This is a genomic window from Pseudomonas sp. MWU347 (assembly GCF_017947305.1).
GTDB classification, from domain to species: domain Bacteria; phylum Pseudomonadota; class Gammaproteobacteria; order Pseudomonadales; family Pseudomonadaceae; genus Aquipseudomonas; species Aquipseudomonas putida_A.
This window is the reverse complement of sequence record NZ_JAFGZB010000005.1, coordinates 406202-421880: the sequence shown is the minus strand read 5'-3', so window position 1 is coordinate 421880 and position 15679 is coordinate 406202. Positions and strand designations below refer to the sequence as shown.

2 protein-coding genes (1 of these 2 only partly in view) are annotated in these 15679 nt (G+C 63.9%); both read left to right on the top strand.

Features of this window, described 5'->3' with window-relative positions; genetic code table 11:
• Nucleotides 1-683: the final stretch of a non-ribosomal peptide synthase/polyketide synthase gene (locus tag KCG87_RS13675; RefSeq protein ID WP_210557499.1), read on the top strand. It extends 11638 nt beyond the left edge of the window; only the last 683 of its 12321 coding nucleotides appear in the window; its start codon lies off the left edge, out of view; the stop codon is at nt 681-683.
• Nucleotides 683-15679 carry a non-ribosomal peptide synthase/polyketide synthase gene (locus tag KCG87_RS13670; protein ID WP_210557501.1) on the top strand — a complete coding sequence of 4999 codons (14997 nt, stop codon included), beginning with the start codon at nt 683-685 and terminating at the stop codon, nt 15677-15679. Before KCG87_RS13675 ends, KCG87_RS13670 begins: the two co-directional genes overlap by 1 nt.

Below are 15679 nucleotides of genomic sequence, written 5' to 3'. Positions count from 1 at the left end.
TTCGTCAGCGCGAGGAGGGCGAACTGGAGTACATGGGCCGGATCGACCATCAGGTGAAAATTCGTGGATTCCGCATCGAACTGGGGGAGATCGAGGCGCGATTGCTCGCGCAACCGGCAGTCACTGAGGCGGCGGTGCTGGCCGTCGAAAGCGACACCGGCGCGCAACTGGTGGCGTATGTGATCGCCCCGTCACTGGAGATGCACGACGGGGACGCGCAGCGGCAACTGCGCGAGGGACTAAAGACTGGCCTCAAGTCTTCGTTACCTGACTACATGATTCCCGCGCACCTGCTGTTCCTTGAGCAATTGCCACTGACCCCCAACGGCAAACTCGACCGCAAGGCCCTGCCTGCGGTCGATGCCAGCCAGATGCAGGCCGCGTATGTCGCGCCGCACAGTGAGCTTGAGCAGCAGGTCGCGGCGATCTGGCAGCAAGTGCTCGAAGTGCAACGCATCGGTCTGAACGATCACTTCTTCGAACTCGGCGGGCACTCGCTGCTGGCGGTCAACGTGGTGTCGCGCATGGCCCTTGAACTGGGCCTGACGCTGACCCCGCAACTGTTATTCCAGCACCCCGTCCTGAGCGATTTTGTCGCTCGACTCGATACAGGAGGCGGGGCAATCAACGAACAGAAACTGAGCAAGCTGGAAGCCCTGCTTGACGATATGGAGGAAGTCTGATGGACAAGAGTGTTGCTTTGAGGGTAGCCAAGCGCTTTATCACTCTGCCGCTGGACAAACGTAAGCTGTACCTGGAAAAGATGCTCGAAGAGGGCGTCTCTCCGGCCAACCTGCCGATCCCGGAAACACGTTCCGGGTTTGCGGCGATTCCTCTGTCGTACGCTCAGGAACGTCAACTGTTCCTCTGGCAAATGGACCCGCACAGCACCGCGTATCACATCCCCAGCGCCTTGCGCCTCAAGGGGCGGCTGGATGTGGCGGCGCTGGAGCGCAGCTTCAACGCGGTGGCGGCGCGTCACGAAAGCTTGCGCACCACTTTCGCCGAACAGGGTGAAAGCTTTTGCCAGGTGATTCACCCGCAGCTGCCGCTGAGCATCAGCCTGACGCCATTGCCGGAGGGCCTCGACGCCGCCGGGGAAGACGCGGCGATCAAGGCCTTCGTCGAGAGCGAAACCGCACGCCCGTTCAATTTGCAGCAGGGCCCGCTGCTGCGGGTGGCGCTGCTCAAAGTGGCACCGGACGACCATGTGCTGGTGCTGATCCAGCACCACATCATCGCCGATGGCTGGTCGATCAAAGTCCTGGTCAACGAGCTGATCCAGCATTACGCCGCCGACACCGCCGGGCAGCCGCTGAGCCTGCCGGAACTGGAAGTGCAATACGCCGACTACGCGATCTGGCAGCGCCACTGGCTGGAAGCGGGCGAGCGCGAGCGCCAGTTGGCCTACTGGGTCAAGACCCTGGGCGGCGAGCAGCCGGTGCTGGAGCTGCCGATCGATTTCCCGCGTCCGGCCGTGCAAAGCCTGCGCGGTGCGCGGCTGGAGCTGAACCTGCCGGCAGACCTCGGTGACGCCCTCAAACAACTGGCGCAGCGCGAAGGCGCAAGCCTGTTCATGCTGTTGCTGGCGTCGTTCCAGGCGTTGCTGCATCGCTACAGCGGTCAGGCGCAGATTCGCGTCGGGGTGCCGACCGCCAACCGCAACCGTGTCGAGACCGAAGGCCTGATCGGCTTCTTCGTCAACACGCAGGTGCTGAATGCCGAGGTCAGCGGGCAACTGCCGTTCAACCAATTGCTGGCTCAGGTCAAGCAGGCGGCGATGGATGCGCAGGCGCATCAGGACCTGCCGTTCGAGCAACTGATCGAAGCCCTGCAACCGGAGCGCAGCCTGAGCCACAGCCCGGTGTTCCAGGTGATGTTCAACCACCAGACCAGCCGTGATCAGGGACGTAGCGCGGCGCAGTTGCCGCAGCTGAGTGTCGAGGATGTGCAGTGGGAAGGGCGCACCGCGCAGTTCGACCTGACGCTGAATACCTACGAATCCAGCGACGGCTTTGCCGCCGAGCTGACTTACGCCACTGATCTGTTCAAAGCTGAAACCGTCGAGCGTCTGGCACGTCATTGGCAGAATCTGCTGCGCGGCATCGTCGCCGCACCGAGCCAGCGCGTCGGCGAATTGCCGTTGCTGGACAGCGCCGAACACGGCGTGCTGTTGCAGGACTGGTTGCGCAGCGCCGACCGCAGCGCGCAAGCCGAATGCGTGCAGCAGGATTTCTCCCGGCGTGCACAGCAAACGCCGCAGGCCACGGCCCTGATCATCGGCGAAGACGTGCTGAGCTACGGCGAGCTGGATGCCCGCTCGAGTCAACTGGCGCACAAGCTGATCGAGGCCGGCGTCGGCCCGGATCAACTGGTTGGCATCGCCGTCGAGCGCAGCGCGGAAATGATCGTCGGCCTGCTGGCGATCCTCAAGGCTGGCGGTGCTTATGTGCCGCTGGACCCGGCGTATCCGCAGGATCGTCTGGCCTACATGATCGAGGACAGCGGCCTGCAATTGCTGCTGACCCAAAGCCATTTGCAGACGCAGCTGCCGATCCCGCCGGGCGTGCAAGCGCTGTTGCTGGATCAACCACACGAGTGGCTGGCGGCTTATCCACAGACCGCGCCGGACGTGGCAGTCAATGGCGAGCATCTGGCCTACACGATCTACACCTCCGGTTCTACCGGCAAACCGAAAGGCGTGATGGTGCGCCACGCGGCGCTGAGCAACTTTGTCGCGAGCATGATCGAGCAGCCGGGCATCTGTGCCGCCGATCGCATGCTGTCGCTGACCACCTTTTCGTTCGATATTTTCGGCCTGGAAATCTACGGCCCATTGCTGGCCGGTGCCTGTGTGGTGCTGACCGGCAAGGATGTGCATCAAGACCCGCAAGCGGTGCTCGAACTGATCGAGCGTCACGCCGTGACGGCGCTGCAAGCCACGCCCTCGACCTGGCGCATGCTGCTGGACAATGAACAGGCGCCAATCCTGGCGGGCCGCACGTTCCTCTGTGGCGGTGAAGCGCTGCCGCAGGAACTGGCGCAACGCATGCTTGCACTGACTCCGAGCGTGTGGAACCTCTACGGCCCGACCGAAACCACTATCTGGTCGGCGCAGCACGCCTTGAGTGCGGACAACAGCCGTCCATTCCTCGGCACACCGATCGACAACACCGCGTTGTACATCCTCGGCAGCGACCTGGAGCTCAATCCGCTCGGCGCCCCGGGGGAACTGCTGATCGGCGGCGACGGCCTCGCGCGTGGTTACTTCCAGCGCCCAGGCCTGACCGCCGAACGCTTTGTCCCGGATCCCTTTTCGAAAACCGGCGCGCGTCTGTACCGCACCGGCGACCTGACCCGTTACCGCGCCGAAGGCGTGATCGAGTACATCGGGCGGATCGACCATCAGGTGAAAATCCGTGGTTTCCGGATTGAACTCGGCGAGATCGAAGCGCGTTTGCTCGCCCTCGATAGCGTGCGCGAAACCGTGGTAGTCGCTCAGGACGGCCCGACCGGCCCGCAACTGGTCGGCTATGTGGTGCCGATCGCCGACGATATTGCTGAAGTCGAACTGCGCGCCGCATTGAAAGCCAGCCTCAAGGCCGAGCTGCCGGAATACATGGTGCCGGCGCACCTGCTGTTCCTCGCGCAACTGCCACTGACGCCGAACGGCAAAGTCGACCGCAAAGCCTTGCCGGCACCTGACGCCAGCCACTTGCAATCAACTTACATCGCCCCGCAGACCGCCACTCAGCACAGCGTTGCCGAAATCTGGCAGGCGGTGCTCAAGCTTGATCGCGTGGGCCTGAGCGATAACTTCTTCGAACTGGGTGGCCACTCGTTGCTGGTCACGCAGGTGGTCTCGCGCGTACGTCAGGCACTGAACGTTCAAGTGCCGCTGCGCACATTGTTCGAACACAGCACGCTGGAAGACTTTGTCGCCGCGCTGGGTGTCGATCAGGCGCATCGGGAGCCGCCAATTGTTGCCTTGCCACGCCAGCAACCGCTGGCGCTGTCCTATGCTCAGGAACGTCAATGGTTCCTCTGGCAGCTGGAACCGACCAGCACCGCTTATCACGTGCCGGCGGCGTTGCGTCTGCGCGGTGAGCTGGATCTGCCGGCGTTGCAGCGCAGCTTCGACGCGCTGATCGAGCGCCACGAATCGCTGCGCACCTGCTTCGTCGAACAGCAGGGCCAGACCCTGCAAGTGATCCAGGCTCACGGCACGCTCGATCTGCAGGTGCAGGACGTGGCGGCGGAAATCGACGAGGCGGCGCTGCAAGCGCTGGTCGCCGCCGAAACCCTGCACCTGTTCAATCTGCAGCAAGGCCCGTTGCTGCGGGTCAAACTGCTGCGTCTGGCCGCCGATGACCACGCGCTGGTCATCACCCTGCATCACATCGTCTCCGACGGCTGGTCGATGAATGTCATGGTCGATGAGCTGGTGGCGTTGTATGCCGCCTACAGCCAGGGCCAGAGCGTGCAATTGCCGGCGCTGCCGGTGCAGTACGCCGACTACGCCGTGTGGCAGAAACAGTGGATGGACGCCGGTGAACGCGAGCGTCAATTGAGCTACTGGACCGCACAACTCGGCGATGGTGATCAACCGCTGCTGGAGTTGCCGACCGACCGTCCGCGTCCAGCCGAGCAGAGCTATCGTGGCGCCCGTCGCGATATCCCGCTGAGCCGCGAACTGGCCACCGCGCTCAAGCACCTGGCGCAACGCGAAAACGTCACGCTGTTTGCGCTGTTGCTGGCGTCGTTCCAGACTTTGCTGCATCGCTACAGCGGTCAGGCCGATATCCGCGTCGGGGTGCCGGTGGCCAACCGCAACCGGGTCGAGACCGAAGGCCTGATCGGTTTCTTCGTCAACACCCAGGTACTCAAGGCCGAGTTCGACAGTCAGCAGACGTTCCGCAGCCTGCTGCAGCAAGTGAAAAATACGGTGCTCGGCGCCCAGGCGCATCAGGATCTGCCGTTCGAGCAACTGGTCGACGCGCTGCAACCGGAGCGCAGCCTCAGCCACAGCCCATTGTTCCAGGTGATGCACAACCACCAGAGCCAGGTGCGCCAGGCGCAGGGCGCCACGCGTTTGCCGAAACTGGCGATTGAAGGCTTGCCGTGGGCGTCCAGTACTGCGCAGTTCGACTTGACCCTGAACACCTTTGAATCGAGCGACAACGTCTGGGCCGAGCTGACGTACGCCACCGACCTGTTCGACGTCGAGACCATCGAGCGCCTGGCGCAACACTGGACTCATCTGCTGCAAGGCATCGTTGCCGACAGCGCTCAGCGCATCGCCGAACTGCCACTGCATGACGCCGCCGAACGCGCGGCGACCTTGCAGCAGTGGAACCCGGCCATCCGCGATTTCCCGAGCGAACAGTGCCTGCATCAACGGATCGAACAACAAGCCGCCCGCGCCCCGCAAGCGATTGCCGTGAGCTGTGCCGGGCAGTCCCTGAGCTACGGCGAGCTGAACAGTCGCGCCAACCAGTTGGCCCACAAGCTGATTGCCAGCGGTGTCGGCCCGGACGTGCGCGTCGGTCTGGCGGTGGAGCGCAGCCTCGACATGCTGGTCGGCCTGCTGGCGATTCTCAAGGCCGGCGGTGCCTATGTGCCGCTGGACCCGACGTATCCGGAGGAACGCCTGAGCTACATGATCGGCGACAGCGGCATCGCCTTGCTACTGACCCAGAGTCATCTGCTGGGGCGTCTGCCGGTGCCGGATTCGCTGCGCAGCCTGATGCTCGATCAGGAGCGTGACGGTCTGGAAGGCTACAGCGACAGCAATCCGCAGGTACGCATGAGTCCGGACAACCTGGCTTACGTGATCTACACCTCCGGCTCCACCGGGCAGCCGAAGGGCACGTTGCTGGCCCATCGCAACGTGCTGCGCCTGTTCGAAGCCACTGATGCGTGGTTCGATTTTGGCGCCACGGATGTCTGGAGCCTGTTCCATTCCTACGCCTTCGATTTCTCGGTGTGGGAGATTTTCGGCGCGCTGCTGTACGGCGGCAAACTGCTGGTGGTGCCTTACGAGGTCAGCCGCTCGCCGGAAGATTTCTTCGCCTTGCTTTGCCGCGAAGGCGTCACCGTGCTCAATCAGACGCCGTCGGCGTTCAAGCAATTGATGCAAGTGGCCTGCGCCCCGCAGCATGCGGCGCAAGCACTGGCGCTGCGTTACGTGGTGTTCGGCGGCGAGGCGCTGGAGGTCAAGAGCCTGCGTCCGTGGTTCGAGCGTTTCGGCGATCGGGCACCGCAACTGATCAACATGTACGGCATCACCGAAACCACCGTGCACGTGACCTACCGGCCGATTTCGCTGGCCGACTTGCAGCGTGACGCCAGCAGTCCGATCGGCGAGCCGATCCCGGACCTGTCCTGGTACTTGCTCGACGGTGATCTGAACCCGGTCGCCAAAGGCTGCATCGGTGAGCTGTACGTCGGTCGCGCCGGCCTGGCTCGCGGTTACCTGAACCGCGCGGATCTGACCAGCCTGCGCTTCATTCCCGACCCGTTCGCCGCCGATGGCGGGCGTCTTTACCGTACCGGCGACCTGGCGCGCTATCGCGCCGAAGGCGTGATCGAATACATCGGCCGGATCGACCATCAGGTGAAGATTCGCGGTTTCCGTATCGAGCTTGGCGAGATCGAAGCGCAACTGCTGGAACAGGCTGCGGTGCGTCAGGCCGTGGTGCTGGCGCAGCCGGGCCTCAGCGGTCAGCAACTGGTGGCGTATCTGGTGCCAGGCGACGCCGCGCTGCTCGACGCAAGCCCGGCTGAACAGGCGCAATGGCGCGACCGCGTGCGTACCCAACTCAAGGAAAATCTGCCGGATCACATGGTCCCGGCGCACCTGTTGCTGCTGGCGCAATTGCCGTTGACCGCCAACGGCAAACTCAACCGCAGCGCCTTGCCGTCACCCGACGCCAGCCAGGCGCAGCAGGCCTATCAGGCGCCGCAAAGCGCGATGGAGCAGGGACTGGCCGCGATCTGGCAAGACGTACTGAAGCTGCCGCAAGTCGGCATCCACGACAATTTCTTCGAATTGGGCGGCGACTCGATCATCTCGATTCAGGTGGTCAGCCGTGCCCGTCAGGCCGGCATTCGCCTCAATCCCAAAGACCTGTTCCAGCACCAGACCGTGCAGCGTCTGGCGCTGGTCGCGCAGTGGGGTGGCGACGAATCGACGATTGATCAGCAAGCCGCGAGCGGTGCGGCGTTGCTGCTGCCGATCCAGCAGCAATTCTTCGCCGACGAGATTCCGCAGCGTCATCACTGGAACCAGTCGGTGCTGCTGCAACCGCGGCAGGCGCTGGACGCTGAAAAAGTCGAGCAGGTATTGCGCGCACTGGTCGCTCATCACGATGCCTTGCGCCTGAGCTTCACTCAGCGCGATGGCGTGTGGCAGGCCGAGCACCGCGCGGTCGAAGCGCTGCCGCAGCACCTGCTCTGGCACGAACACGTCGCGGATGCCGCCGGTCTTGAAGCCTTGGGTAATCGCGCCCAGCGCAGCCTCGATCTGCAACACGGGCCGTTGCTGCGTGCGGTGCTGGCGAATCTGGCCGATGGCACGCAGCGTCTGCAGTTGGTGATTCATCACTTGGCGGTGGACGGCGTGTCGTGGCGGATTCTGCTGGAAGACCTGCAAAACGCTTATCAGCAATTGCTGAATGATCAGCCGTTGAGCCTGCCGTCCCGGACCAGCGCCTTCAAGGACTGGGGCGAGCATTTGCAGCGTTACGCCAACAGCCCGGCGTTGCAGGCCGAACTGGCTTGGTGGCAGGCCTGCCTGAGCGATGTGAGTACCGATCTGCCGTGCAAACGCGTTGACGCCAGTCAGGACAATCGTCTGGCCCAGACCGTACAAACCCGGCTCGGCACCGAGCTGACCCGCCAACTGCTGCAAGAGGCCCCGGCGGCGTACCGCACCCAGGTGAACGATCTGTTGCTGACGGCACTGGCGCGGGTCATCGGTCGCTGGAGCGGGCAGGCGTCGACGCTGATCCAGCTCGAAGGCCATGGTCGCGAAGAACTGTTCGACGGTGTTGATCTGACCCGCACGGTGGGCTGGTTCACCAGCCTGTTCCCGGTGCGCCTGACACCGGCAGACACGCTTGGCGAGTCGATCAAGCAGATCAAGGAACAACTGCGCTCGATCCCTAACAAGGGCATCGGTTTCGGCGCCTTGCGTTACCTCGGTGATGCCCGCGCGCAGCAGAGCTTGCAGGCCTTGCCGAGCCCGCGCATCACCTTCAACTACCTTGGGCAGTTCGACGGCAGTTTCGCTGGCGACGAGGCTGCGCTGTTCGTGCCGTCGCCGGACAACGCCGGCCTCGATCAGAGCCCGGAGGCGCCGCTGGGCAACTGGTTGACCCTCAACGGTCAGGTGTATGGCGGCGAGCTGCGGGTGGGCTGGACGTTCAGTAGTGAGCGCTTCGACAGCGCGGTGATCGAAGCCCTGGCCGCAGATTACGCCGCAGAACTCGCAGCGTTGATCGGCCATTGCCTGACCCCGGGCGTCGAAGGCCTGACCCCGTCGGACTTCCCGCTGGCCGGCCTGACGCAGGCGCAGCTCGATCAGTTCCCGCTGGCGCCACGGCAGGTCGCCGATGTGTATCCGCTGTCGGCGATGCAGCAGGGCATGTTGTTCCACAGCCTTTACGAGCAGGCCACCGGCGATTACATCAACCAGGTTCGGCTCGATGTCGAAGGCCTCAATCCGCAACGCTTCCTGCAAGCCTGGCAAGCGGCGGTGGACAACCACGACATCCTGCGCAGCAGCTTTGTCTGGCAGGGTGAGCTGGCGCGTCCGGTGCAGGTGGTGCACAAGCAACTGGACATGCCGTTCCGCGTCCTCGACTGGCGTGATCGCGACGATTGTCAGAGCGATCTGAATGCGTTGGCCGCAGCCGAACAGGCGCAAGGTTTCGACTTGAGCCAAGGGCCGCTGTTGCGCATGGTCGTGGTGCGGCTGGACGAGCAGCGCTGCCACTTGATCTACACCAACCATCACATCCTGATGGACGGCTGGAGCAACTCGCAGTTGCTCGGCGAAGTCCTGCAGCGCTACAGCGGGGTTGCCCAGCCGCCATTGGCCGGGCGTTACCGCGATTACATCGAATGGCTGCAGCGTCAGGACGTGCAGGCCAGCGAGCGTTACTGGACCGCGCAACTGGCTGACCTGCAAGCGCCGACCATGCTGGCGCAAGCGTTGCAGGCGCAGCGCGGCGATGCACCGCGCGACGGCCACGGAGAACATTTCTGCGTGCTCGACGCTGAGCAGACGCGGCGTCTGGGCGAGTTCGCGCGCCAGCAGAAAGTCACCCTCAACACGCTGATTCAGGCGGCATGGCTGCTGCTGTTGCAGCGCCTGACTGGCCAGCCGTGTGTGGCGTTCGGCGCGACGGTAGCGGGGCGTCCGGCCGAGCTCAAAGGGGTCGAGCAGCAGATCGGCCTGTTCATCAACACCTTGCCGGTCATCGCCAGCCCGCAGTCGCCATCGAGCGTTGGCGAATGGTTGCAGAGCGTGCAGGCGCAGAACCTGGCCTTGCGCGAACATGAGCACACTCCGCTGTTCGACATTCAGCGTTGGGCCGAGCGCAACGGTGAGGCGCTGTTCGACAACATTCTGGTGTTCGAGAACTACCCGGTGTCCGAGGCGCTGGCGCAGGGCGCACCGCAAGAACTGCGCTTCGGTGAAATCCACAATCATGAGCAGACCAACTACCCGCTGACGCTGCTGGTGCACTTGAGCGACGAGTTGTCGATGCACTTCAGCTACCAGTGCGAAAGCTTTGCCGCGCACAGCGTGGTGCAACTGGCCGGGTATCTGCAGCGCTTGCTCGGGCAGATGAGCGAGTCGGGGGAGCGTTCGCTCAGTGAACTGAACCTGATCGAGCACAGCCCGCAGGTGAATAGCGATTTCGCCACCGAGTTGTGCATCCATCAAGCCATCGCCCATCAAGTGGCGGCGACTCCGGATGCCTTGGCGGTGACCTTCGCCAATACGAAGTTGACCTACGCCGAACTGGACGCGCAGGCCAATCGTCTGGCGCACAAACTGCTTGAGCTAGGTGTCGGCCCGGAAGTGCGCGTGGGCGTGGCGATACCGCGTTCCGAGCAGTTGCTGATTGCCTTGCTTGCGGTGCTCAAGGCCGGTGGCGCCTATGTGCCGCTAGACCCGGACTACCCGGCCGATCGCGTGGCTTACATGCTTGAAGACAGCCGTGCGCGGGTGTTGCTCACCGAGCAGGCCGTTGCGAAGACCCTGAGCGTGCCGAGCGATACCCAAGTGCTGCTGTTGGATCAGCTGTCGCTGAGCGGTTATCCGAGCAGCGCGCCGCAAACATCGGTGGCTCCGGACAACCTCGCCTACGTGATCTACACCTCCGGTTCCACCGGCAAGCCGAAAGGCGTGGCGATTGCCCATCGCAACGTCATGGCGCTGATCGACTGGTCCGCCAGGGTCTATAGCCGCGACGACATCCAAGGCGTGCTGGCCTCGACGTCGGTGTGCTTCGACCTGTCGGTCTGGGAGCTGTTTGTCACCCTCGGCAACGGCGGCTCGCTGATCATCGCCCGTAATGCCTTGGAGCTGCCGCAACTGCCGGCCCGCGATCAGGTGCGCCTGATCAATACCGTGCCGTCGGCGATTGCCGCACTGCACCGCGCGGGGCAGATTCCGCCGAGCGTGCGCATCATCAACCTCGCTGGCGAGCCGCTGAAACAAGCGCTGGTGGAGGCGTTGTATCAGCAGTCGACGGTCGAGCACGTTTACGACCTGTACGGCCCGTCGGAAGACACCACTTACTCGACCTGGACCCACCGCAGCGCCGGTGGTCAGGCACGGATCGGGCGCGCGCTCGAGCACAGCGCCAGCCATCTGCTGGATGCCGATCTGCACGCGGTGCCGCAAGGCGTTTCGGCCGAGCTGTACCTGTCCGGCGCCGGCATCACGCGCGGTTATCTGGGGCGTGCGGCGATGACCGCCGAGCGCTTCGTGCCGAATCCTTTCGTCGGCAACGGCGAGCGCATGTACCGCACCGGCGACCTGATTCGTCAGCGCGAGGAGGGCGAGCTGGAGTACATGGGCCGGATCGACCATCAGGTGAAAATTCGCGGCTTGCGTATCGAGCTGGGCGAAATCGAAGCGCGTCTGCTGGCGCATGCCGCCGTGCGTGAAGCGGTGGTCGTGGCCAGCGAAGTGTCGGGCAGTCAGCAACTGATTGCCTATCTGGTGCCGAGCGATCCGGCGATCATCGAGGCCAGCGCCGAGCAACAGGCCGCACTGCAGCAAACCCTCGGCAACTGGCTGGGCGCGACCCTGCCGGATTACATGGTGCCGAGCCACCGCCTGTGGCTGGCGCAGCTGCCGCTGACCCCCAACGGCAAGATCGATCGCAAGCGCCTGCCAGCACTGGAGCTGAGTGCCGCGCAGTTGCATGTCGAACCGGTGAATGCCACCGAGCAAATGTTGGTGGAGATTTGGAAAGAAGTGCTGGGCCTTGAGCAGGTCAGCACCCATGACAGTTTCTTTGCCTTGGGCGGCGATTCGATCATCTCGATTCAGGTGGTCAGTCGCGCCCGTCAGCAAGGGCTGGAGTTGAGCCCGAAAGACCTGTTCCAACAACCGACCATTCAACAATTGGCCCTGTGCGTGCAGGCTGCCGAAGGGCATGTGGCGCCGGAGCCGGCGCTGATCGACCTGCCGCTGCACGGCTTGAGCGAGGCGCAAGTGGCGCAACTGCCACTGCCGGCGGGGCAACTCGACGGGCTCTATCGCTTGTCGCCGATGCAGCAGGGCATGCTGTTCCTCGGATTGAATTCGCCGGAATCGGACCTGTACGTCAACCAGTTGAGCGTTCCGGTGCAGGGTCTTGAGCCGCTGCGTCTGCAAGCCGCGTGGGAAACCGTCAGCCGTCGCCACGACATTCTGCGCACCGGTTTCCTCTGGCAGGACATGGCCGAGCCGCTGCAATTCGTCCTCGCCGATCCGCAGTTGCCGTTCAGTCTGCTCGACTGGCGTGAGCAGGATCATTCGGCCGAAGCCTTGCAAGGCCTGGCGGATGCCGAGCGGGCCAAGGGTTTCGATCTCGATCGGCCACCGCTGCAACGGCTGACACTGGTGCAAGTCGGCGAGCACAGCTATCAGCTGATCTGGACTTACCATCACATTCTGATCGATGGCTGGAGCAGTTCGCAGTTGATCGGTGAAGTGCTGAGCCAGTATTCCGGACGACCACTGGCCGAAGCGGTGCCGTACCGTGGTTACATCAACTGGCTGCAGCAGCAGGACGCGAATGCCAGCGAAGGTTTTTGGCGTCAGCACCTGAGCCGGCTCGACGAGCCGACCTATCTGGCGGACGCGGTGACGCGCACCGGCAGCGGTCGCGGTCACCAGGCGCTGTACAGCCGTCTGGGCGAGGCCCGCACCGAGCAGTTGAAAGCCTTTGCCCAGTCGCAGCAGATCACCCTCAACACCTTGGTGCAGGGCGCATGGCTGGTGCTGCTCAGCCGGTACAGCGGCCAGCGTTGCGTAGCGTTCGGCGCGACGGTGGCGGGGCGTCCGGCGAGTCTGCCGGCCTCGGAATCGATCCTCGGTCTGTTCATCAACACCTTGCCGGTGATCAAGGACGTGCCGGCCGAGCAGGCCGTGGGTGCCTGGTTGCGCGAGTTGCAGGATTTCAACCTGGAGATGCGCGAGCGCGAATATACCCCGCTGACCGACGTCCAGCGTTGGGGCGGGCGTGCCGGGCAGTCGCTGTTCGACAGCATCATCGTGTTCGAGAACCACCCGATCGATCAGGCGCTGCGCGAGTGGCGCGATGATTCGCTGAAGTTTGGCGAAATCAATAACTCAGGCCTGACCAACTTCCCGATGGACCTGATGGTCACTCTCGAAGACGGGCTGGTGATCGAGTACATGTTCCTGCGCGAACATTTTGATCTGGCGACCGTGGAAGGCATCCGCAGCAACATGGAAGGCCTGCTCACGGCCCTGGTTCAGGACGCCGGGCAGGCGCTGGGACGCATCGGTCTGCCGACCGGGCAAGTCGCGCCCGCGCCGGATCTTGTCACGCAAGCGCAGACCACGCTGGTGCACCAGCGCATTGCCGGGTGGGCCGCGCAACGTGCCGAACAAACCGCAGTGATCTTCAATGAGCAAGCCTTCAGCTACGGACAGATCGAAGCGCGGGCCAATCGTCTGGCGCATGCGCTGATCGCCGAAGGTGTAGGCCCGGAAGTGCGGGTCGGTGTGGCCCTGCCACGCAGCGAAAACATGATCGTCGCGTTGTTGGCGGTGCTCAAGGCCGGGGGTGCCTACGTGCCGCTGGACGCGACTTATCCGCGCGAGCGCTTGAGTTATCTGATGCACGATTCGGGCATCGCCTTGCTGCTCAGCGATTCGAGTCTGCGTCAGGTGCTGCCGACCCAGGCCAACCTGCATGTGCTGGAACTCGATCAGCTGGACCTGCGCGCTCAGCCGCCGTCGGCACCGCAGGTGGCGGTGCAGCCGGGCAACCTGGCCTACGTGATCTACACCTCCGGCTCCACCGGTCAGCCGAAAGGTGTCGGCGTGGCGCACGGGCCGCTGGCGATGCACTGCCAGGCGATCGGTCAGCGTTATGAAATGAGCGCGGCCGATTGCGAGTTGCACTTCATGTCGTTCGCCTTCGACGGCGCGCATGAGCGCTGGCTGACCACCCTGACGCACGGCGCGCGTTTGCTGATTCGCGACGACAGCCTGTGGACGGCCGAACAAACCTACGACGCCCTGCATCAGTATGGGGTGACCGTGGCCGCGTTCCCGCCGGTGTACCTGCAGCAACTGGCCGAGCATGCCGAACAGCACGGCAATCCGCCGCCGGTACGGATCTACTGCTTCGGCGGGGATGCGGTGCCGGTGGCGAGTTTCGAACTGGCCAAACGAGCGCTGCAACCGCAGTACATCATCAACGGCTATGGCCCGACTGAAACGGTGGTCACGCCGCTGATCTGGAAGGCCGCGGTCGACGATCAATGCGGCGCGGCCTATGCGCCGATCGGCAGCGTGGTCGGCGAGCGCAGCGGTTATGTGCTCGACAGCGATCTCAACCCGCTGCCGGCCGGCATTGCCGGTGAGTTGTACTTGGGTGGCGCGTTGGCTCGCGGTTATCTGGGGCGTGCCGGTGGCACCGCCGAACGTTTCGTTGCCAACCCGTTCAGTGCCGACGGCAGTCGCCTGTACCGCACTGGCGACCTGGTGCGCCAGCGTGCCGACGGCACCGTTGATTACCTCGGGCGGATCGACCATCAGGTGAAAATCCGTGGTTTCCGCATCGAGCTGGGTGAAATCGAAGCGCGCCTCAAGCAGCAGCCGGGCGTGCGTGACGCTGCCGTAGTGGCCCGCGAGGGTGTCAGCGGCAAGCAACTGCTCGGCTATGTACTGGCCGCTGCCGAGACGCCGGCCGACGGATTGGGCGAACGTCTGCGCGAGCAACTCAAGGTCAGCCTGCCGGATTACATGGTGCCGGCACACCTGATGGTGCTTGAGCGCATGCCGCTGACGCCGAACGGCAAACTTGACCGCAAGGCCCTGCCGAATCCGGACGCCGAACAGCGCCTGGCCTACGTCGAGCCACGCACCGAGCTGGAAAAAGCCCTGGCGAAGATCTGGCAGGAGGTGCTGAAAATCGAACGGGTCGGGCTCACCGACAACTTCTTCGAACTGGGTGGCGACTCGATCCTCAGCCTGCAAGTGGTGGCCCGCAGCCGCGTGCTCAAGGCTCAGGGCCTGAGCCTGAAACTGCGCGATCTGATGCAGAAACCGAGCATCGGCGAACTGGTAGCGAGTGTTCAGGGCACGGCGGAAAAAGCCTCCGGGTTGCTGGCGATGAACGCCGAGGTCAAGGGCGTGGCGCCGTTGTTCTGCCTGCATGCCGGCTTCGGCACGGTGTTCGACTACGAGCCGCTGGCGCGGCGCCTGAGCGGTCAACGCCAACTGTTGGCGATTCAGTCGCGGATGCTGCTGGATCCGGCGTTCAACGACACCTCGCTGCAGGAAATGGCCAGTGATTACCTGGCGCAGATTCGCCAGAAACAGCCGCAGGGGCCGTATCACCTGCTGGGCTGGTCGCTGGGCGGAACGCTGGCGATGTTGATCGCCGCGCAACTGGAGCAGGCCGGGCAACAGGTCAAGTTTGTCGGGCTGGTCGACAGCTTCGTGCCGTCGGCGGCTGTTGACGTCGGGGCGGTCGATGACTGGCAAGCCGACCTGCGCGATTTCCTGCAGGTGACGCTGCCGGACGCCGCTTCGGACTTGTCTATCGACGGTGAGGAAACGCCGCACAACCTGCGCGCGCTGTTCCAGCGTGCCATGAGCGCCGAGCGCGGGGCGTCGACTTATGTGGCGCTGGGTGCCGAAGAACTGGCGCAGGTGTTCAGCGTGGCGCGCCGGCTCAAGCAGTTGTCGCTCAAGCTTGAGCGCTGTGCGCCGCTGACCGTCGACCCGACGTGCTGGTGGACCTTGGGTCGCGAAGCCGAGGCACTGGAGCTGGCGGCGCAACTCGACCAGCCGGGCATGGGCGGTGAATGGCTGGATTGCGAGCACTTCCAGATCCCGCGCGATGAAACTTTCCTGTCCGAGGCTGAAGAAATGCTCGGCCAGATCGTTGAATCAGTAGTCATGTCCTGA

Excerpts from the sequence above, each read along its gene's own strand:
- KCG87_RS13670 (WP_210557501.1), top strand. The coding sequence starts at position 683 with ATGGACAAGAGTGTTGCTTTGAGGGTAGCCAAGCGCTTTATCACTCTG.